Raw genomic sequence first — 19312 nt, 5'->3', positions numbered from 1 at the left:
GCCAGCGCGCATGAGCAAGCAGGCGGGAAGCGAGGAAGGCGGGCGGTCCCGGCGCGAGGAGATACTCGCGATCGCGGCGCAGCTGTTCGCGCGCAAGGGCTATCGTGGCACGTCGATGCGCGACATTGGCGAGGCGTCCGGGGTGCTGGGCGGATCGCTCTATCACCATATCAAGTCCAAGGACGCGCTGTTCGTCGAATTGCATAATGGCGCCCTCGATGAAGCGGAGGCGCGGATCGCAGCCGCGGTGGCGGACGTCGCCGATCCGTGGGAGCGGCTGGAAGCGGCGTGCGTTGCGCTGCTGGAGGTGCAACTGGCACCCGATTCGCTGACGACGCCGATGATGAATGATTTTCGCGAAGTGCCCGACGATGTGCGTATGCAGCTTGTGGCGCGGCGCGACCGTTTCGAGGGGCTGTTCCGGGCGATCGTGGCCGACCTGCCTTTACCGGCGGGGATCGACAGGTCGATCTATCGTAATCTGCTCCTGTCGCAACTCAACGCGGCGGCGGACTGGTTCCGGCCCGGTCGCCTGACACCCCGCGAGATTGCGGTGCAGGTCGCGCGGATCTTCCGGCACGAGGGTTAGTCCCGCCGGGCCAGCGCCACGGGCAATTCGCTGCGCAACAGGTCGAGCAGGCCGGTAATCTTGGGCAAGAGGTGGCGGCGCTGGGGATAGACGGCCCAGATCGGCTCATCCTCCATCGCGAAATTGGCGAGCAGCGGCACTAGCGCGCCGGACGCGATATGGGGCAGGACGTAGAATTCGGGCAACTGGCATATGCCCATGCCTGCGATGGCGGCCTGCGCCACCGCTTCCCCGCTGTTGCAGCGCCAGCGGCCGCGCGGGCGGATGGTTTCGATCCGGCCCCAGGAGCGAAACTGCCAACTGGTCGTGGTGCCGATCAGGCAGTCATGATGGGCAAGGTCGGCAATGGCGTTGGGCGTGCCGCGCGCCGCGAGATAGGCGGGGGCGGCGCAGGTATAGAGGGTGCGCGAGGCAATGCGCGTGCCGATCAGGCGGCTATCGGCCAGCGTTCCCGTGCGGATCGCCATGTCATACCCTTCGCCGATCAGGTCCACCAGCCGGTTGGTCAGCTCTATCGTGACAGCGAGTTTGACATAGCGTGCGGCGAATGCGCGGACGATGGGGGCGATGAAGCGCTCCCCCATGGCGGTCGAGCAGGTGATGCGCAGGTCGCCCTGCGGTTCCGCCCCTTCGCTGATCAGCGCAATGGCTTCGTCCCGTTCCGTGACGATACGGCTGCAATGGTCGTAGAAGAGGCGGCCCGTGTCGGTCAGCCGGACGGTGCGGGTCGTGCGGTGAAAGAGCGGGCGTTGCACCCGATTTTCCAGCGCGGCGATCGCGCGGCTCATATGGGTGGTGGACAGGCCGAGCGCATCCGCGCCGCCCTTGAAACTGCCCGTGGTCGCCACGGCGACAAATTCGTCTATCCCATCCCAGCCGCGCATGGATTATCCCTGATATGAAATAATGAATTGCAACAATCCCTCCTTATCGCGCGGGTGGGATATTGCTAGGGCGGAGCCATATCAGAACAGGAGCTTTCCCCATGAAAACCCGCGCCGCCGTCGCCTTTGAAGCCAAAAAGCCGCTGGAGATTGTCGAGGTCGATCTGGAGGGGCCAAAAGCGGGTGAAGTGCTGGTCGAGATCATGGCGACCGGCATTTGCCATACCGACGCCTACACGCTGGACGGGTTCGACAGCGAGGGCATTTTCCCGTCGATCCTGGGGCATGAAGGCGCGGGCATCGTGCGCGAGGTGGGACCGGGCGTTACCAGCGTGCAGCCGGGCGATCATGTCATCCCGCTCTACACGCCCGAATGCCGCCAGTGCAAAAGCTGCCTCAGTGGCAAGACCAACCTGTGCACCGCGATCCGCGCGACGCAGGGCAAGGGGCTGATGCCCGACGGCACGACGCGCTTTTCCTACAAGGGCCAGCCGATCTTTCACTATATGGGCTGTTCGACCTTCTCCAACTTCACCGTGCTGCCCGAAATCGCGGTGGCAAAGATCCGTGAGGACGCGCCGTTCGACAAGAGCTGTTATATCGGTTGCGGCGTGACCACGGGCGTGGGCGCGGTGGTGAACAGCGCCAAGGTGACGCCGGGGTCCAACGTCATCATCTTCGGCTTGGGCGGCATTGGCCTGAACGTCATTCAGGGCGCGAAGCTGGTCGGCGCGGACATGATCATCGGCGTCGACATCAATGACAGCAAGGAAGAATGGGGCCGCCGTTTCGGCATGACCCACTTCGTCAATCCCAACAAGGTGGACGGTGACATCGTCCAGCATCTTGTCGCGCTGACCGATGGCGGGGCGGACTATACGTTCGATTGCACCGGCAATACCGGGGTGATGCGCACCGCGCTGGAGGCGTGCCATCGCGGCTGGGGCGAAAGCATCATCATCGGCGTCGCCGAAGCGGGCAAGGAAATCAGCACCCGCCCGTTCCAGCTGGTCACTGGCCGGGTGTGGAAGGGCAGCGCGTTCGGCGGGGCCAAGGGCCGGACCGACGTGCCCAAGATCGTCGACTGGTACATGAACGGCAAGATCGAGATCGACCCGATGATCACCCATATGCTGAGCCTGGAAGAGATCAACAAGGGGTTCGACCTGATGCATGCGGGCGAGAGCATCCGCAGCGTCGTTGTGTTCTGAGCGGAGAGCGATCCATGTTTACCCATGTCTATTTCGGCACCAACGACATTGAAAAGGCGCGCGCCTTCTGGGACGCGACCATGGGGGCGCTGGGCTATGCCGCGGCCCCCTATCCCAATGGCCTGATCTATCCGTCGGCCAGCGGCGCGGTGGTGGTCGCCAAGCCTGCCGATGGCGCGCCAGCGACCTCTGCCAACGGCCATACGCTGGGCTTTGCCGCGAAAAGCTATGCCGAGGTGGACGCCTTTCACGACAATGGCGTTGCGGCAGGTGGGACGAGCGAAGGCGCGCCGGGCTTCCGGCCCAATTCGCCCGGCAATATGTATGGCGCCTATCTGCGTGACCCGGATGGCAACAAGATTTGCGCCTATGCGCCCAATGTCGGCCCGAAGGATTGAACGGCGTGGAGACCGTTTCGGAAAATCGCGCCTTTGGCGGCGTGCAGGGCGTGTATCGCCATGCATCGGCCAGCACGGGGACGGACATGGTCTTTTCCGTGTTCGTGCCGCCGCATGAGGCGGGGGCGAAGCTGCCGGTGGTCTGGTATCTGTCGGGCCTGACCTGCACCCATGCCAATGTGACAGAGAAAGGCGAGTTTCGCGCGATCTGCGCCGAACTGGGGCTGATCTTCGTCGCGCCCGACACGTCGCCGCGGGGCGAAGGCGTGGCTGACGATCCCGATGGCGCCTATGATTTCGGGCTGGGTGCCGGCTTTTACGTCGATGCGACCGAGGCACCCTTTGCGGCGCATTACAAGATGTGGTCCTATGTGACGGAAGAACTGCCCGCGCTGATCGCAGCAGAATTTCCCGCCGACATGGGGCGGCAGTCGATCATGGGCCATTCGATGGGCGGGCATGGCGCGCTGACGATCGGGCTGACGCTGGCGGATCGGTTCAAGGCGGTGTCGGCCTTTGCGCCGATCGTCGCGCCAAGCCAGGTGCCATGGGGTCAGAAGGCGCTGTCAGGCTATCTGGGCGATGACAAGGCGGCGTGGCGCAAGCATGATGCGGTCGCGCTGATCGAGGATGGCGCGCGGGTCGATGCATTGCTGGTCGATCAGGGTGGGGCGGACGGGTTTCTGGACAAGGAACTACGCCCGGACCTGCTGCGCACGGCTTGCGACGCGGCGGGGATCGACCTGACGCTGACGGTGCGGGACGGCTACGACCATAGCTATTATTTCATCTCCACCTTCATGGCGGATCATCTGCGCTGGCATGGGGAAAGATTGGGGCAAGGGGCATGAGCGATAGGGTTTTGAGCGACTATTATGCCGCCTTCAATCGCGGGGACAGCGCCGCGATGCTGGCGCTGCTGACCGACGATGTGGTGCATGAGCCGAGCCAGGGCGCGGTGCGCAACGGCAAGGCGGCCTTTGCCGAATTTCTGGACCATATGAACCGCTGCTATAGCGAGACGGTGATCGAGCCTGTGTTCCTGACATCGGCCGACGGCACGCGGGCGGCGGCGGAGTTCATGCTGGAGGGCGAATATCTGGTGACCGACGGCGATTTGCCAGCGGCAGCCGGGCAGCGATACCGGCTGCGCGTCGGCGCGTTTTTCGAGATACGCGACGGCAGGATCGCGCGGGTGAGCAACCATTATAATCTGGCGGACTGGCTGGCGCAGGTGGGGTGAGGCCCGCCATAACGGGAAGCGATTGATACCCTTTGCAAGTCCTGCACGAAAATCCTCCCCTGTAAGGGGAGGTGTCAGCGCGTAGCGATGACGGAGGGGTGTCACCCTATCGATAGCAGGACACCCCTCCGTCTGGCCTGCGGCCAGCCACCTCCCCTTAAAGGGGAGGATTTTCTGATCATTCGATCTGGCTGACGTCGCGCACTGCGCCCTTGGCGGCGTTGGTGGTCATGGCGGCATAGGCGCGCAGGGCCGGTGAGACGTCGCGCTTGCGGCCAAAGGGTTTCCACGCCTTTGCTCCCATCTTTTCCATTTCGGCGCGGCGTTCGGCCAGCACGGCATCGTCCAGGTCCAGCTTGATCACGCGATTGGGAATGTCGATGACGATCGGATCGCCGGTCTGGACCAGCGCGATCAGGCCGCCTTCGGCTGCTTCGGGCGAGACATGGCCGATCGACAGGCCCGACGTGCCGCCCGAAAAGCGGCCATCGGTGATGAGGGCGCATGCCTTGCCCAGCCCCTTGGATTTCAGATAGCTGGTCGGATAGAGCATTTCCTGCATGCCCGGCCCGCCCTTTGGCCCTTCATAGCGGATGACGACGACGTCGCCGGCCTTGACCTCATTGCCCAAAATGCCCGCGACCGAGGCGTCCTGACTTTCATAGACGCGCGCCGTGCCGTGGAAAGTGAGGATGCTGTCGTCCACGCCCGCCGTCTTGACGATGCAGCCTTCGGGCGCAAGGTTGCCATAGAGGACGGCAAGGCCGCCATCCTTGGAGAAGGGATGGTCTGCGGAGCGGATCACGCCCGTTTCGCGGTCCAGGTCCAGTTCTTCCCAGCGAGCGGACTGGCTGAAGGCGGTCTGGGTCGGGACACCGCCGGGCGCCGCGCGGAAGAAGGCGCGGACTTCATCGCTATTGGTGCGGCCAATATCCCAGCGGGCGAGCGCTGCGGCCATGGTGGGCGCGTGGACGGTCGGCAGGCTGGTGTCGACCAGCCCCGCGCGCTCCAGTTCGCCCAATATCGCCATGATGCCACCGGCGCGGTGCACATCCTCCATATGCACGTCCTGCTTGGCGGGCGCGACCTTGCACAGGCAGGGGACGCGGCGCGACAGGCGGTCGATGTCGGCCATGGTGAAATCGACCCCGCCTTCATGGGCGGCGGCCAAAAGGTGAAGCACGGTGTTGGTCGAGCCGCCCATGGCGATGTCCAGGCTCATCGCATTTTCGAACGCGGCGAAGCTGGCAATCGTGCGCGGCAGGGCGGTGGCGTCATCCTGTTCATACCAGCGCTTGGCGAGATCGACGATGACATGGCCCGCTTCACGGAACAGCCGTTCGCGATCGGAATGGGTGGCGAGCGTCGAACCATTGCCGGGGAGCGAGAGGCCAAGCGCTTCGGTCAGGCAGTTCATCGAATTGGCGGTGAACATGCCAGAGCATGACCCGCAGGTGGGGCAGGCGGAACGTTCGATGGTTTTGACTTCTTCGTCGGTATAGCTTTCGTCGGCAGCGACGACCATGGCGTCGACCAGGTCGAGCGCCACTTCCTTGCCGCGCATCACGACCTTGCCCGCTTCCATCGGCCCGCCGGAAACGAACACGGCGGGGATATTGAGGCGCATCGCGGCCATCAGCATGCCGGGCGTGATCTTGTCGCAATTGGAGATGCAGACCATCGCGTCGGCGCAATGGGCGTTGACCATATATTCGACGCTGTCGGCGATCAGATCACGACTGGGGAGCGAATAGAGCATCCCGCCATGACCCATGGCGATGCCGTCATCGACCGCGATGGTGTTGAATTCCTTGGCGACACCGCCTGCCGCCTCGATCTCGCGAGCGACCAACTGGCCCAGATCCTTGAGGTGGACATGGCCGGGGACGAACTGGGTGAAGCTGTTGACCACGGCGATGATCGGCTTGCCGAAATCCTCATCCTTCATGCCCGTCGCGCGCCACAGCCCGCGCGCGCCCGCCATGTTGCGGCCATGGGTGGTGGTTCTGGAGCGATAGGCAGGCATGGTCGATGTCCCTGAAAAGATAATCCTCGCGGGCGGCTCTATACCCGTTGGGTTTGGGTGTGAAATATATTATTGATGCCCCATTAGGTCGCAGGACATATGAAATATGGACATCCGCCAGTTGCGGCATTTCGTCATGGTCGCCGAAACGCTGCATTTCGGGCAGGCGGCGGAACGGCTGCATATGACCCAGCCACCACTCAGCCAGTCGATCCTGATGCTGGAGCGCGAACTGGGCGCGCCGCTGTTCGCGCGGACCAAGCGGCGGGTCGCGCTGACCCCGTTCGGGGCGCAATGGCTGGAGCAGGTGCGCCCGGCAATCGCCGTGATCGACGCGCTGCCGGATGCGGCGCGGCAGTTGCGCGAGGGGCGGGCCGGGCATCTGGCGCTCTCCTTTGTCAGCACCGCAGACTATAGCGTGCTGCCCGCGCTGGTGCGCCGCTATGCCGCGCTGTTCCCGCAGGTTGAAATCCGCCTGACGGAGGCGACCAGCGACGTGCAGATTCCGGCATTGCTGGCGGGGCAGGCGCATGCGGGCATATTGATCCCGCCCGCTGATGCGCCCTTGCCGCCGGACCTGTGCTATCGCCGCCTGATCCGCGAGCCGCTGGTCGCGGCGCTGCCGGAGCAATGGGTGGAGGCAGGGGCGATCGATGCGGCGGCGATCGTGTCGCTGCCGCTGATCCTGTTCCCGCGCGCGGTGGCGCCCGCCTTTCACGATCTGGTCACCGGCTATTATGCGGCGCGCGGCGCGCAGGCCAATATCGTGCAGCAGGCGATCCAGATGCAGACGATCATCAGCCTGGTGTCGGCGGGGCTGGGGATAGCGCTGGTTCCGGCTTCGCTGCGCAATCTGGCGCGGGCGGGCGTGGTCTATGCCGATCTTGGCGATCCGCCGATGCTGGAAACCGGGCTGGCGTGGCGGCGGGAGGACGAGACGCCGACATTGCGCCAGTTTCTGGAATTGGCACAAGGGGCATGAGAAGATCGCTGGCGCGGGCTTTACCGGCTGGCATCGCCGGGCGTAGAGCAAGGGCATGACAATGGAAGATGATGCAGGTCGCCCCGCAGCGACGGTAGTGATCGTGCGCGATCGACCCGATGGGCTGCCCGACATATTGATGATGGAACGGGCATCGACCATGGCCTTTGCCGCGGGCGCGCTGGTCTTTCCCGGCGGCGGGGTGGACGCGCATGACCATGCGCTGGCGGCACGGATCGATCATGGGCTTGAACAGGATGAGGCCGCGGCGCGGATCGCGGCGATCCGCGAAACGATCGAGGAAAGCGGGCTGGGTGTTGGCCTGATCGGGGGCCTGAACGGGGATCTGGCGGACGCGGTCGACGGGCCGACGGTATTGTCGTTGCGGCAGGGGTTGCTGGCCGGGACGATGCTGGGCGATTTGCTCGACAGCCATGGCCTGACGCTGGCGCTCGATCAGTTGACGCCCTTTGCCCGATGGCATCCGGCACCGTTTGAAAAGGCGATCCGGGTCTATGACACGCGCTTTTACATCGCGCGCGCGCCCGACGCACAGGAAGCCGTCGCCGACGCGACGGAGAATGTGCATCTGTTCTGGAGCAGCGCCACCGCCACGCTGGCGCGATGCGATGCGGGGGATGGGCGTATCATCTTTCCCACCCGGCGCAATCTGGAGCGGTTGGCGCTGGCGGGAAGCCATGCCGAGATGATCGCCCATGCCGCCGCCCACCCGGTTGAAAAAGTGCGGCCATGGGTGGAAGATCGCGACGGCGAACAGCATTTATGCATCCCCGATCATCTGGGCTATCCCGTCACATCGGAACCTTTCTGGCAGGTCCGGCGTGGTTAGGGGATGCGTCAAATCCACATGTTCCTGCGTCACATCCTGTTCTGGGGCGCTTTGCTCTGCCTGATCCTGCTGGCCTATGCCGTGCTGCGGCAGCGGCCGCAGGACCTGCCCTGGACAAAGATCGATCTTGATCAGCCGATTGGCCTGTTTACCGGGCGGAAGCTGGCGGCGCTGACGGGGGAGCGGGCGCAATGTCTGGCGCTGCTGGAACAGGCGGGCGTGTCCTATAGCGCGATGGAGCCGGGCGGGTCGGGGCAGTGCGTCTATGATGATGCCGTACGGCTGAAAGCCGAACGCGGGGCACTGGCCTACGCCCCGGCGGCAGTCGCGCCTTCCTGCCCGGTGGTGGCTGCGCTCAAGTTATGGGAGTGGCAGGTGGTCCAGCCTGCCGCGCAGCGCATCTATGGCCAGCCGGTCGCTTCGCTGCGGCATTTTGGCAGCTATAGCTGTCGGCGGATGTACGGGCGCAGCGCTGGCGATTTCAGCGAGCATGCGACCGCCGATGCGATCGACATTGCTGCCTTTGTCCTGGCGGACGGGCGGCAGATCAGCGTGCTGAACGACTGGGAGGGCAAGGCCAGGGACGCTGAGTTTCTGCGCGCGGTGCGGGACGGGGCGTGCGACCTGTTTTCGACCGTACTGTCGCCCGACTATAACAAGGCGCACCGCGATCATTTCCATCTGGATCAGGCGGAACGCGGCGCGACCGGGTGGCGGGCGTGCCGGTGACATTGCTCCGCTAAATACGTCATGCCAGCGAAGGCTGGCATCCCATTTTTCTTTTCGGCGCTTGAGCAAAAGAAGGGAGATCCCAGCTTTCGCTGGGATGACGTGAGGATTTTATTGGCCGAAGCCGCTTTCGCGCGCCAGCGCCACCGCCTCACGCGCTGCCGCCAGTAGCGCGCCGCTCTTGGCTTCGCATTCGCGCTGTTCATATTCGGGGGTGGAATCCGCAACGATCCCGGCCCCTGCCTGCACATGCATGACGCCGTCTTTCAACACGGCGGTACGCAGGACGATGCAGCTGTCCATATTGCCGTCCGGGCTGAAATAGCCGACGCCACCGGCATAGGCGCCGCGGGTTTCAGGCTCCAGTTCGGCAATGATCTCGCACGCGCGGACTTTGGGTGCGCCCGATACGGTGCCCGCCGGAAATCCTGCAAACAGCGCGTCGATCGCATCCTTGTCCGGCGCCAGCTGGCCAACGACGTTGGAAACGATGTGCATGACATGGCTGTAGAATTCGACGGTGTAGCTGTCGGTCACGGTCACGCTGCCAGCCGTTGCGACGCGGCCGACGTCGTTGCGGCCAAGGTCCAGCAGCATCAGATGTTCGGCCCGTTCCTTTGGATCGGACAACAGGCTTTCGCGGTTGGCGGCGTCCTCCACGGCGTTTTTGCCGCGCGGGCGGGTGCCTGCGATCGGGCGGATCGTGACTTCGCCGTTACGGGCACGAACCAATATTTCCGGCGACGATCCGATCAGCGCAAAGCCTGGCAGATCGAGATAATAAAGGAAGGGCGATGGATTGATCCGCCGCAGCGCGCGATAGAGAGCGATCGGCGGCAGGCTGAACGGGCTGGTGAAACGCTGCGCCAGGACGACCTGAAAAATATCGCCCGCGACGATATAGTCCTTGGCCCTGGTCACCATGGCGGCATAGCGGCCAGGCTCCAGAACCGGGGTCACTGCGATGTCGGCCATGTCCGCCGGGGCGGGGGTGGCGGGCAGCGGGGCGGCGAGGCGCGCGGCGGTCGCGTCGATCCGTTCGAGCGCGGCGTCGATCGCCCGATCAGCAGCGCCTTCGGCATCGGTAAAGCTGCCCTTCCACACCGGCGCGACGAGATAGAGGGCGTCGGCCAGCCGGTCGAATATCAGGATCACGGTCGGGCGCACGAACAGCATGTCGGGCAGGGCGATAGGATTGGGCGCGGGGCGGGGCAGTTTTTCGACCAGCCCGACCGTCTCATAGCCGAAATAGCCGACAAGGCAGGCGAGCGCGGCGGGCAGGGCGGGGTCAAGTTCCGCGCGGCATTCGGCGACCAGCGCCCGCAACGCCGTCAGCGCGTCGGCCTCGATCGGCTCGAACGCAGTGCGGTCGGTCGCCCATTGGCGGTTGATCTGCGCCTTGTCGCCATCGGCGCGGAACAGGAGGTCGGGGGCGAGGCCGATCAGGCTGTGGCGACCGCGCACCGCGCCGCCCTCCACCGATTCAAGCAGGAAGTCGCCGCGATCCGCCTCGAACAATTTGAGCGCGGCGGAAATGGGCGTGTCGGTGTCGGCAATCTGACGCCGCCACACCAGCGCCGATTCGCCCCGCGCCAGCGCCGCGCGCGCGAAAGCGATGCCGTCCCCGCCCGTTGCGCCCATATTATTGGCCGCCGCTATTGGTGGCGGTCAGCGCCGTGCGGGCTTCTGCCACAGATTTGGCATTGCGGGTCACGCCCAACTCTTTTTCGACCGCGCGCTCGAACTGCTGGCCATATTCCTGGCCGACGACTTCGCTCAGCTGATCGCGTACCTGCTTCAGCAGTTCAGGCTGATCCTTGGCATCGCCGCGCTGAATCGCGTTCAACTGGACGACGAACTGACCGCGATCCTGACCGATCGGCAGGGTCTTGACCGTGTTGGGGGCCATCGAGAAGAGAATGGCGACTTCCGCGGGGGGACGCTGTTCACCGCGCATGATGTCGGCGCGGCGGCCGCCCAGCACCTGCGGCGCGGGCAGCTTGACGCCGACAGCGGCGACGGCATCGGCCAGTTTCATGCCCTTGGCGACCTTGGCACGAATCTCCTCGGCCACCTTCTTGGCTTTCTCATTCCCCTGGTTGAGCTGGTACTGCGCCTGCACCAGCGCCTTGACCTTCGCCAGCGGCGGCGGCGCGGCGGCGACGATGTCAGTGGGGGCGATGAGCGCATAGCGTTTGTCCGGGGTGATCGGCACCAGCTGCGCGTCGTCATCCGCGCTCATGGCGAAGGCAGGCGCGATCAGCGGTTGCAGGTCAGGGGAGGGGACATAGGCCGAATCCTCGACCTGCTTGCCGGTGGCGAGTAGCAGCGGGCTGGTTTCGAGTTTCAGGCCATTATCCTTGGCCACTTCATCGAAGGTGCCGCCATCGGCAATCTGATCCTCCAGCTTGCCGGTCAGTTCGGTGAGCAGCGCCTTTTCCTTCTGCGCGCGCAATGTCTCGACAATCTCGCTGCGTACCGCGGCAAGCGGACGGGCCGGGGTTTGCGTGATTGCGGTGACGCGCAGCACGATCCAGCCAAGCGGTCCGCGCACGGGACCGACAATGTCGCCCTGCTTGGCGGCAAAGGCGGCATCGGCAACCGCCTTGCCCGCCGACCCGGTGAGAGCGGCCTGGCTTTGATCGGTCAGCGTCAGCGCTTCAAGGCCGGCGTCCTTTGCGGCGGCGGACAGCGCGGTGCCGCCCTTCACCTTGTCGGCGATCGCCTTGGCACCGGCCTGCGTCGGCAGCACCAGCTGTTCGACGCTGCGGTTTTGCTTGGCGGCATAGGCGGCCTTGTTCTGATTATAGGCGGCGGCGATTTCCGCGTCGCTGGGCTGCGAAGCCTGCGCGAACCGCTGGGCATCGATCACCGCGTAGCGGATGCGGCGCTGTTCGGGGATGGTGAAGCGGTCCGCGTTGCGCTTGTAATAATCGGTCAGTTGCGCGTCGGTCGGCACCTTGTCGTCCAGAAAGGCGACCGCCGGGATCGCGGCGATCGTACCCTGCCGCGCTTCCAGCAGCAGCGATGCGTAAGGCAGTACCAGCGAGTCGGAGAGCTTGACGCCAAGGCCCACCGGACCCAGCAACTGGCGCTCCAGAATTTCGCGGCTGATGTCATCGCGCAGCGCCTGTTCGGTGATGCGTTCGCGGATCAGCAGCGAACGGAAATTATCCTGGCTGAAATTGCCCGCCGCGTCCTGAAAGGCGGGGATCTGCGCAATCTGGGCATCCACCAGCCGCTTGGAAATATGCACGCCCTGATCGTCGGCAAAGGCGCGCAGCGTCAGCGATGCGACCAACTGGTCGAATACCTGTGTCGCGCCGCCCTGTGCGAAGAATTCGCCGATCGTCAAAGCGGGATTGGACCTGCGGGCATTTTCATAGACGCGCTGGATGCGATCCTGCACTTCGCTTTGCGACAGGCTGTGGCCGCCAGCCTTGGCCGCCGTGCCGCCGCTGCCGCGCAGGGTGCTGCCGAACTGGCCGTTGGACAGGTCGCCCAGGATGAAGGCGCCGGCGATGACGGCCAGGAAGAGGATCGCAAAGACCGCGCCGAACCGGGAGCGAGTGAAGCGGCGAAAGACAGCAAGCATGAAAATGTCCGAACAGCGGGCGTGATGGCGGTCGCTTTAAGGCGGTATAGGCGCGGCGGCAAGCGCCCACGGTCATGCAATGTCTGGCGCAGCCAGTCTGGACAAATGCACCCGCCCCGTTCATCGCGACCACGCGTGCAGCAAAAGCAAATATGGGGAAATATAATCCATGAACAGGCGTAAACTTGTCGTCGGCAACTGGAAGATGAACGGCCTTAAGGCGCATCTGGGCGAAGTCGAAGCGATTGGCGGCATCGCGGCCAATCATCAGGGGGTGGATGTTGGACTATGCGTGCCAGCGACTTTGATCGCGGCGGCGGCGCAGGTTCGGGGCGGTGCCTTTATCGGGGCGCAGGATTGCCACATGAACGCCAGCGGCGCCCATACCGGCTGCCTGTCCGGCGCGATGCTGGCCGAAGCGGGGGCAGGCTGGACAATCGTTGGTCATAGCGAGCGGCGGCAGGACCAGGGCGAGAGCGATGCTGATGTGGCGGCCAAGGCGCTGGCGGCAAAGGCGGCGGGCCTGAAGGTGATATTGTGCGTGGGTGAAAGCCTGGACGTGCGCGACGCGGGCGATGCCGAGGCGGTCGTTTCGGCGCAGTTGCTGGCGTCGCTGCCAGAAGGCGCGGCGGCCGACTGGCTGGCGATCGCCTATGAACCGATTTGGGCGATCGGCACCGGGCGGATACCGACAATGGAGGCGGTCGACGCGATGCACCGGGCGTTGCGGGATGCGCTGGCCAGCCGGATCGGCGACGAGGCAGCGGGGATGCGTATTCTCTATGGCGGATCGATGAATGGTGACAATGCCGCGGAATTGATGGGAATCGCCGATGTCGATGGCGGGCTGGTCGGCGGGGCCAGCCTGACGGCGGACAAGTTCGCGCCGATCATCGCGGCTGCTGATTAATCCCAACCTCCGTTCGTTTCGAGCGAAGTCGAGAAACGCTGGCGCTATTTGTGCGGCTTCTCGACTGCGCTCGAAGCGAACGGATGGTGTGTTAAGCCAAAGACGCCACGCGCAATGGTTGCCCCCGCGACGCTTCGTCGCTATGTGCGCGGCAACATATCCCATTTCCGGACAGAACCCGTCGCATGTTCACTTTTCTTCTCGTCGTGCAGGCGATCATCGCCGCCCTGCTGGTTACCGTCATCCTGATGCAGAAGTCGGAAGGCGGCGGGCTGGGCGTTGGCGGTAGCCCGGCGGGCTTCATGTCGGCGCGCGGCGCGGCGGATTTCCTGACGCGATCGACCACGGTGCTGGCGACGATCTTCGTCACTTTGTCCATTGTCATGGCGGTGATCGCGTCGGTGCGTCATGCGCCCAGCGACATCGACACGTCGCTGGTCAAGCAGGCGCCGGTCACGCAGAACGCGCCGGCCACCAGCGCTGACCCGCTGGCGGGTGCGGCGAATGCGGCTGGCAACAGCGCCGTTCCGCTCGCCAACTAACCCGTTCACCGACATTTCCAATATTTTTTGAGCGCGCGTGGATTCGCGCGCTTGCTCTTTGTTGTTCTGAAAGGCTAGGCCTCTTCTCCCATGACGCGGTATATTTTCATCACCGGCGGCGTGGTCTCCTCGCTTGGTAAAGGCCTGATGGCTGCATCCCTGGCAGCGCTGTTGCAGGCGCGGGGCTATCGCGTGCGAATCCGCAAGTTCGATCCCTATCTGAACGTCGATCCGGGCACGATGTCGCCCTATCAGCATGGCGAAGTCTATGTGACCGACGACGGGGCTGAGACTGACCTGGATCTGGGCCATTATGAGCGCTTTACCGGCGTTTCCGCGCGCCAGAGCGACAATGTGACGCAGGGCCGCGTCTATCAGACGATCATCACCAAGGAACGGCGCGGCGACTATCTGGGCGCGACGGTGCAGGTCATTCCGCACGTCACCGACGAGATCAAGGCGTTCGCGCTGGCCGATACCGACGATATTGATTTCGTGCTGTGCGAGATTGGCGGCACGGTGGGCGACATCGAATCGCTGCCTTTCATGGAGGCGATTCGCCAGCTGCATAATGATCTGGACCGCGGCCAGTCGATCTTCGTCCATGTGACGCTGGTGCCCTATATTGCGGCGGCAGGTGAGCTCAAGACCAAGCCGACCCAGCATAGCGTGCGCGAACTGACGTCGCTGGGCATTCAGCCCGACATTTTGCTGTGCCGCTGCGAACAGCCTTTGCCCGAAGGCGAACGGCGCAAGATCGCGCTGTTCTGCAATGTGCGGCCCGAAGCCGTCATCCCCGCGCTCGACGCCACCAGCATCTATGCGGTGCCCGCGCAATATCATGCCGAAGGTCTGGACGCCGAAGTGCTGCGCGCCTTTGGCATCGAAGGGTCGCCGATGCCGTCGCTGGAGCGGTGGGACGACATCATGGACCGGCAGCAGAATCCGGAAGGCGAGGTCACGATCGGCGTGGTCGGCAAATATGTCGGCCTGCCCGACGCCTACAAATCGCTGCACGAGGCGCTGACCCATGGCGGTTTTGCCAATCGGGTGAAGGTGAAGATCAAGTGGATCGACGCCGAACTGTTCGAGAAGGGCGACGATGTCGCCGCGTTCCTGGAGCCGATGCACGGCATTCTGGTCCCCGGCGGCTTTGGCGTGCGCGGGTCGGAAGGCAAGATCGCCAGCGTCAGATTCGCGCGTGAACGCAATGTGCCATTTTTCGGCATTTGCCTGGGAATGCAGATGGCCTGCATCGAGGGTGCGCGCAATACGGCGGGCATAGCGGATGCTTCGACCACCGAATTTGGCGAAACGTCGGAGCCGGTCGTCGGCCTCATCACCGAATGGATGAGCGCGGAAGGCTTGCAGAAGCGCACCGCCGAGACCGATCTGGGCGGCACGATGCGGCTGGGCGCCTATCCCGCGAAACTGACCGGCAACAGCGTGGTCGCGGGCATTTATGGCGCGGACGAGATCAGCGAGCGGCATCGCCATCGCTATGAGGTCAATGCCGGCTATCGCGAGCGGCTGGAAAAGGGCGGGCTGATTTTTTCCGGCATGTCGCCCGACGGCACGCTGCCCGAAATCGTCGAACGCCCCGACCATCCCTGGTTTGTCGGCGTGCAATTCCACCCGGAACTCAAGAGCAAGCCGTTCGACCCGCACCCGCTGTTCGCCAGCTTCATCGAAGCGGCGGTCAAGCAGAGCCGGTTGGTGTAATTATCCGTCGTCATGCCGGGCCTGACCCGGCATCCAGGGCGGGTTTGTGCCGCCCTGGATGCTGACGTTCGTCAGCATGACATGTGGCGTTTCACCCCGCAGGCGTCAGTTTCAGCATCCGGCCCTGCGATCCCCGGTCGCCATCCTCCAGCAGCCAGAGCGCGCCGTCCGGCCCCTGTTCCACTTCGCGGATCCGGGCGCCCATGTCCCACTGGTCGGCCTTGGCAGCGTTATCGCCGTCCAGCTTTACGCGGACCAGGCTCTGGCTCGACAGACCGCCGATGAAGAGGCTGTTCTTCCATTGCGGGAAGAGGTCGCCGGTATAATAGAGCAGCCCCGCCGGTGAGATGACAGGGTTCCAGCTGACCTTGGGCGCTTCAAATCCGTCGCCCGGTGCATGGTCGGGAATCGGCTTGCCATCATAATGGTCGCCGTTCGATACTTTGGGATAGCCATAGTTGAGGCCCGGTTTGACGAGGTTCACTTCGTCCCCGCCCTTTGGCCCCATTTCCTGTTCCCACAGGCGCCCATCCTTGTCGAAGGCGATGCCGAGCAGGTTGCGATGGCCATAGGACCAGATCGCCGGGTTAAACCCCTGAGCGGCAAGCGGATTGCCTGCTGCGGGCGTGCCGTCCAGATTGAGGCGCAGCACCTTGCCCAGCGTGGCCTTGGGGTCTTGGGCGGGATCGAATTTCTGCCGCTCGCCATTGGTGAAGAAGAGATATTTGCCGTCCGGCGAAAAGGCGATGCGGCCCGAATAATGGCCATTGCCATCGACATAGGGGCTGGCGCGGAAAATGACCTGAACGCCGTCCAGCCGGGTCGTCCCGTCGCTGGCCTGGTCAAAGGCGCCCTTGGCCAGCGCCACGCCCTTCACCCCGTCGCGGCTTTCGGAAAAGCTGAAATAGACAGTCTTGTCCTGCGCGAAATGGGGGGAGAGGACGACGTCCATCAGCGCGCCCTGACCAGCGCTGTCGACCGCTGGGATGCCCGCGACCGGAATTTTGGTGCCGTTTTTCGGATCGAACAGGATCATCTCGCCCGCCTTTTCCGTCACCAGCGTGCGCCCGTCGGGCAGGAACGTCATGGCCCAGGGGGCGTCGAAGTCGGCGATGGTCGCGACCTTGAACGGCTTGTCCGGCGTGGCGGCATTCTGGCCGGTGGCATTGTCGGCCGAACAGGCAATGAGGATAAGGGGCAGGGTAGCGATAAAGCTTCGGGTCACGCTTTTCTCCGTTCGCCCCCCGATCAAGCCGGGGGCAGGCTCTGAGCGAAGTCGAAGGGCTATGCTGAGCATGGCGAAGCACCTCTCTTCGTTCGGTGGAGGGCTTCGACTTCGCTCAGCCCGAACGGTTAGAATACAGCAGAACGAATAATGTTGCAGATTATCGGCGGCCTGCCTATATGACGCCTGCTTCCTTACATCGTCAAACATGTCAGGGTCGCAGGCACACCGCCTGCGGCAGCGGCGGGTTTATATAGTCTGGAGATTGCATGGCGGACATCGCCGCACTGACTGCGCTGATCGAACCGGAGGTGAAGGCTTTGGGCTTTGACCTTGTGCGGGTGAAGCTGTTTGGGCAGGGCGATGAGCTCACGCTTCAGATCATGGCCGAGCGTAGGGAAACGCGGCAGCTGGTGATCGACGATTGCATGACGATCTCGCGCCGCCTGTCGGACCTGTTCGATGAGGTTGATCCGATCGAGGAAGCCTATCGGCTGGAGGTCAGTTCGCCGGGGATCGACCGTCCGCTCACCCGCCTGCACGATTTTGTCGAATGGGGCGGGTTCGAAGCGCGGATCACGGTGACCGAGCCGATCGACAATCGCAAGACGTTCAAGGGCGTGCTTGGCCCGGTCGAGGGCGAGAATATTGGGTTCAAGGATACCAAGGTCGGGCATGTCGTCATCCCCTTTGGCCTGATCGACACTGCCAAGCTGGTGCTGACGGACGCGCTGATTAATGCTACCATGCCGCTCTCTGCCGAGGGTGCGGACGATATCGAAACCGAAGGATAAGGGTTCTTTCCATGGCAAACGCCATTTCCGCCAACCGGGCCGAACTGATCGCCATCGCCAATTCGGTGGCCAGCGAAAAGATGATCGACAAGGCGATCGTCATCGAGGCGATGGAGGACGCGATCCAGCGCGCTGCGCGGGCGCGTTACGGCGCCGAGAATGACATTCGCGCCAAGCTGGACCCCGACAGCGGCGACCTGCGCCTGTGGCGCGTCGTCGAAGTGGTCGATGTGGTCGAGGATTATTTCAAGCAGGTCGACATCAAGGCCGCGCAAAAGTTGCAGAAGGGCGCAGTCGTCGGCGATTTCATCGTCGATCCGCTGCCCCCCATCGACCTGGGCCGCATCGACGCCCAGTCGGCCAAGCAGGTGATCTTCCAGAAGGTCCGCGATGCCGAGCGCGAGCGTCAGTATGAGGAATTCAAGGACCGCGTGGGTGAAATCATCACCGGCGTCGTGAAATCGGTCGAGTTCGGCCATGTTGTCGTCAATCTGGGCCGGGCCGAAGGCGTCATCCGCCGCGACCAGCAGATCCCGCGCGAAGTCGTCCGCGTTGGCGATCGCATCCGGTCGGTCGTGCTGAACGTGCGCCGCGAAAATCGCGGGCCGCAGATTTTCCTGTCCCGCGCGCACCCCGAATTCATGAAAAAGCTGTTCGCGCAGGAAGTGCCCGAAATCTATGATGGCGTCATCACCATCATGGCCGCCGCGCGCGATCCGGGCAGCCGCGCCAAGATCGGCGTGATCAGCCGCGATTCGAGCATCGATCCGGTCGGCGCCTGCGTCGGCATGAAGGGCAGCCGCGTGCAGGCCGTCGTGCAGGAAATGCAGGGCGAAAAGATCGACATCATCCCTTGGTCGGAAGATACGGCAACCTTCGTCGTCAACGCGCTTCAGCCCGCCCAGGTCAGCCGCGTGCTGATCGACGAGGAAGAAGAGCGGATCGAAGTCGTCGTTCCCGACGATCAGCTGTCGCTCGCCATCGGTCGTCGCGGCCAGAATGTCCGCCTCGCCAGCCAGCTGACCGGCAAGGCGATCGACATCATGACCGAAGCCGACGCCAGCGAGAAGCGGCAGAAGGAATTCGTCACCCGGTCCGAAATGTTCCAGAACGAACTGGACGTGGACGAGACGCTGTCGCAGCTGCTGGTGGCCGAGGGCTTTGGCGAGCTGGAAGAAGTCGCCTATGTCAGCATTGACGAACTGGCCTCGATCGAAGGCTTTGACGATGATCTGGCGGGCGAATTGCAGAGCCGCGCGCTTGAGGCGCTGGAGCGGCGCGAAGCAGCGTCGCGGGAAGAACGGCAGGCTCTGGGCGTCGAGGATGCCCTGGCCGACATGCCGCACCTTACCGAAGCGATGCTGGTGACGCTGGGCAAGGCGGGCATCAAGACGCTCGACGATCTGGCAGACCTTGCCACCGACGAACTGGTGCAGAAGAAGCGCGTCGACCAGCGCCGCCGCAAGACCGAAAGCGCCGAGGACAAGGGTGGCATTTTGGCCGCCTATGGCCTGTCGGACGAGCAGGGCAATGAGATCATCATGGCCGCCCGCGCGCATTGGTTTGAAGATGACGCATCCGCGTCGGGGCTCGAGAACGAGGAAGCCTGATC

At 63.9% G+C, this 19312-nt stretch carries 18 protein-coding genes; 13 read left to right on the top strand and 5 right to left on the bottom strand.

Annotation, left to right across the window (positions count from 1 at the left end):
• Positions 1-10 precede the first annotated feature (10 nt).
• Positions 11-589, top strand: a complete 579-nt coding sequence (locus tag AC07X9_RS09140; RefSeq protein WP_017184156.1) for a TetR/AcrR family transcriptional regulator — start codon at positions 11-13, stop codon at positions 587-589.
• On the opposite strand, the gene AC07X9_RS09135 is transcribed toward AC07X9_RS09140, so the two are convergent.
• Positions 586-1473, bottom strand: coding sequence for a LysR family transcriptional regulator (locus tag AC07X9_RS09135; RefSeq protein ID WP_017184157.1), 888 nt, complete (start codon positions 1471-1473; stop codon positions 586-588). The genes AC07X9_RS09140 and AC07X9_RS09135 overlap by 4 nt on opposite strands.
• A 101-nt stretch (positions 1474-1574) precedes the next feature.
• Between AC07X9_RS09135 and AC07X9_RS09130 the strand changes: the two genes are divergently transcribed.
• From AC07X9_RS09130 to AC07X9_RS09115, 4 genes are read left to right on the top strand one after another with little or no spacing between them, the layout of a single operon-like run.
• On the top strand, positions 1575-2684 hold the full coding sequence (locus AC07X9_RS09130) for an S-(hydroxymethyl)glutathione dehydrogenase/class III alcohol dehydrogenase (protein ID WP_017184158.1): 1110 nt from the start codon (positions 1575-1577) through the stop codon (positions 2682-2684).
• A gap of 14 nt (positions 2685-2698) precedes the next feature.
• Entirely contained in the window at positions 2699-3082 is a 384-nt protein-coding gene (locus AC07X9_RS09125) for a VOC family protein (RefSeq protein WP_017184159.1), read from the top strand.
• A gap of 5 nt (positions 3083-3087) precedes the next feature.
• A complete protein-coding gene (fghA, locus tag AC07X9_RS09120) occupies positions 3088-3933 on the top strand; it encodes an S-formylglutathione hydrolase (RefSeq protein WP_026002577.1) in 846 nt (281 codons plus the stop codon).
• Positions 3930-4325, top strand: coding sequence for a ketosteroid isomerase-related protein (locus AC07X9_RS09115; protein ID WP_086485749.1), 396 nt, complete (start codon positions 3930-3932; stop codon positions 4323-4325). Before fghA ends, AC07X9_RS09115 begins: the two co-directional genes overlap by 4 nt.
• Positions 4326-4503: 178 nt before the next feature.
• Here AC07X9_RS09115 and ilvD read toward each other — a convergent pair whose 3' ends face one another.
• Positions 4504-6351, bottom strand: coding sequence for a dihydroxy-acid dehydratase (gene ilvD / locus AC07X9_RS09110; protein ID WP_017184162.1), 1848 nt, complete (start codon positions 6349-6351; stop codon positions 4504-4506).
• Between the two features lie 106 nt (positions 6352-6457).
• On the opposite strand from ilvD, the gene AC07X9_RS09105 reads away from it, so the two are divergent.
• Genes AC07X9_RS09105 through AC07X9_RS09095 form a run of 3 tightly spaced genes read left to right on the top strand, consistent with a single transcriptional unit; the run spans position 6458 to position 8912 of the window.
• Positions 6458-7333: a LysR family transcriptional regulator gene (locus tag AC07X9_RS09105; protein ID WP_017184163.1), complete on the top strand. Its 876-nt coding sequence runs from the start codon at positions 6458-6460 to the stop codon at positions 7331-7333.
• Positions 7334-7388: 55 nt separating this feature from the next.
• Complete coding sequence (locus AC07X9_RS09100) at positions 7389-8183, top strand: NUDIX hydrolase (protein WP_026002578.1); 795 nt, start codon at positions 7389-7391, stop codon at positions 8181-8183.
• A gap of 3 nt (positions 8184-8186) precedes the next feature.
• Positions 8187-8912 (top strand): extensin-like domain-containing protein, encoded by a 726-nt coding sequence (locus AC07X9_RS09095; protein WP_017184165.1) that lies wholly within the window; start codon positions 8187-8189, stop codon positions 8910-8912.
• A gap of 111 nt (positions 8913-9023) precedes the next feature.
• On the opposite strand, the gene trpE is transcribed toward AC07X9_RS09095, so the two are convergent.
• Positions 9024-10553: an anthranilate synthase component I gene (trpE, locus tag AC07X9_RS09090; RefSeq protein ID WP_017184166.1), complete on the bottom strand. Its 1530-nt coding sequence runs from the start codon at positions 10551-10553 to the stop codon at positions 9024-9026.
• A 1-nt stretch (position 10554) separates the two neighbouring features.
• Complete coding sequence (locus AC07X9_RS09085) at positions 10555-12507, bottom strand: peptidylprolyl isomerase (RefSeq protein ID WP_017184167.1); 1953 nt, start codon at positions 12505-12507, stop codon at positions 10555-10557.
• 169 nt (positions 12508-12676) lie between these two features.
• Between AC07X9_RS09085 and tpiA the strand changes: the two genes are divergently transcribed.
• The 3 genes from tpiA to pyrG all read left to right on the top strand — a co-directional run bounded on the left by tpiA (position 12677) and on the right by pyrG (position 15681).
• Complete coding sequence (tpiA, locus tag AC07X9_RS09080) at positions 12677-13417, top strand: triose-phosphate isomerase (protein ID WP_017184168.1); 741 nt, start codon at positions 12677-12679, stop codon at positions 13415-13417.
• 185 nt (positions 13418-13602) lie between these two features.
• On the top strand, positions 13603-13959 hold the full coding sequence (gene secG / locus AC07X9_RS09075; protein WP_017184169.1) for a preprotein translocase subunit SecG: 357 nt from the start codon (positions 13603-13605) through the stop codon (positions 13957-13959).
• A 90-nt stretch (positions 13960-14049) separates the two neighbouring features.
• On the top strand, positions 14050-15681 hold the full coding sequence (gene pyrG, locus AC07X9_RS09070) for a CTP synthase (RefSeq protein WP_017184170.1): 1632 nt from the start codon (positions 14050-14052) through the stop codon (positions 15679-15681).
• Positions 15682-15772: 91 nt separating this feature from the next.
• Here the strand turns inward: pyrG and AC07X9_RS09065 are convergent, their stop codons facing one another.
• Positions 15773-16906 (bottom strand): PQQ-dependent sugar dehydrogenase, encoded by a 1134-nt coding sequence (locus AC07X9_RS09065; RefSeq protein WP_017184171.1) that lies wholly within the window; start codon positions 16904-16906, stop codon positions 15773-15775.
• Between the two features lie 269 nt (positions 16907-17175).
• On the opposite strand from AC07X9_RS09065, the gene rimP reads away from it, so the two are divergent.
• Complete coding sequence (gene rimP, locus AC07X9_RS09060; RefSeq protein WP_017184172.1) at positions 17176-17700, top strand: ribosome maturation protein RimP; 525 nt, start codon at positions 17176-17178, stop codon at positions 17698-17700.
• Positions 17701-17711: 11 nt separating this feature from the next.
• Complete coding sequence (gene nusA / locus AC07X9_RS09055; RefSeq protein WP_017184173.1) at positions 17712-19310, top strand: transcription termination factor NusA; 1599 nt, start codon at positions 17712-17714, stop codon at positions 19308-19310.
• The last annotated feature ends 2 nt before the right edge of the window (positions 19311-19312 follow it).

The organism is Sphingobium sp. GW456-12-10-14-TSB1 (assembly GCF_059424385.1).
This window is presented reverse-complemented; position numbering and strand designations above follow the sequence as displayed.

Excerpts from the sequence above, each read along its gene's own strand:
- AC07X9_RS09140 (WP_017184156.1), top strand. The coding sequence starts at position 11 with ATGAGCAAGCAGGCGGGAAGCGAGGAAGGCGGGCGGTCCCGGCGCGAG.
- AC07X9_RS09135 (WP_017184157.1), bottom strand. The coding sequence starts at position 1,473 with ATGCGCGGCTGGGATGGGATAGACGAATTTGTCGCCGTGGCGACCACG.
- AC07X9_RS09130 (WP_017184158.1), top strand. The coding sequence starts at position 1,575 with ATGAAAACCCGCGCCGCCGTCGCCTTTGAAGCCAAAAAGCCGCTGGAG.
- AC07X9_RS09125 (WP_017184159.1), top strand. The coding sequence starts at position 2,699 with ATGTTTACCCATGTCTATTTCGGCACCAACGACATTGAAAAGGCGCGC.
- AC07X9_RS09115 (WP_086485749.1), top strand. The coding sequence starts at position 3,930 with ATGAGCGATAGGGTTTTGAGCGACTATTATGCCGCCTTCAATCGCGGG.
- ilvD (WP_017184162.1), bottom strand. The coding sequence starts at position 6,351 with ATGCCTGCCTATCGCTCCAGAACCACCACCCATGGCCGCAACATGGCG.
- AC07X9_RS09105 (WP_017184163.1), top strand. The coding sequence starts at position 6,458 with ATGGACATCCGCCAGTTGCGGCATTTCGTCATGGTCGCCGAAACGCTG.
- AC07X9_RS09100 (WP_026002578.1), top strand. The coding sequence starts at position 7,389 with ATGACAATGGAAGATGATGCAGGTCGCCCCGCAGCGACGGTAGTGATC.
- AC07X9_RS09095 (WP_017184165.1), top strand. The coding sequence starts at position 8,187 with ATGCGTCAAATCCACATGTTCCTGCGTCACATCCTGTTCTGGGGCGCT.
- trpE (WP_017184166.1), bottom strand. The coding sequence starts at position 10,553 with ATGGGCGCAACGGGCGGGGACGGCATCGCTTTCGCGCGCGCGGCGCTG.
- AC07X9_RS09085 (WP_017184167.1), bottom strand. The coding sequence starts at position 12,507 with ATGCTTGCTGTCTTTCGCCGCTTCACTCGCTCCCGGTTCGGCGCGGTC.
- tpiA (WP_017184168.1), top strand. The coding sequence starts at position 12,677 with ATGAACAGGCGTAAACTTGTCGTCGGCAACTGGAAGATGAACGGCCTT.
- secG (WP_017184169.1), top strand. The coding sequence starts at position 13,603 with ATGTTCACTTTTCTTCTCGTCGTGCAGGCGATCATCGCCGCCCTGCTG.
- pyrG (WP_017184170.1), top strand. The coding sequence starts at position 14,050 with ATGACGCGGTATATTTTCATCACCGGCGGCGTGGTCTCCTCGCTTGGT.
- rimP (WP_017184172.1), top strand. The coding sequence starts at position 17,176 with ATGGCGGACATCGCCGCACTGACTGCGCTGATCGAACCGGAGGTGAAG.
- nusA (WP_017184173.1), top strand. The coding sequence starts at position 17,712 with ATGGCAAACGCCATTTCCGCCAACCGGGCCGAACTGATCGCCATCGCC.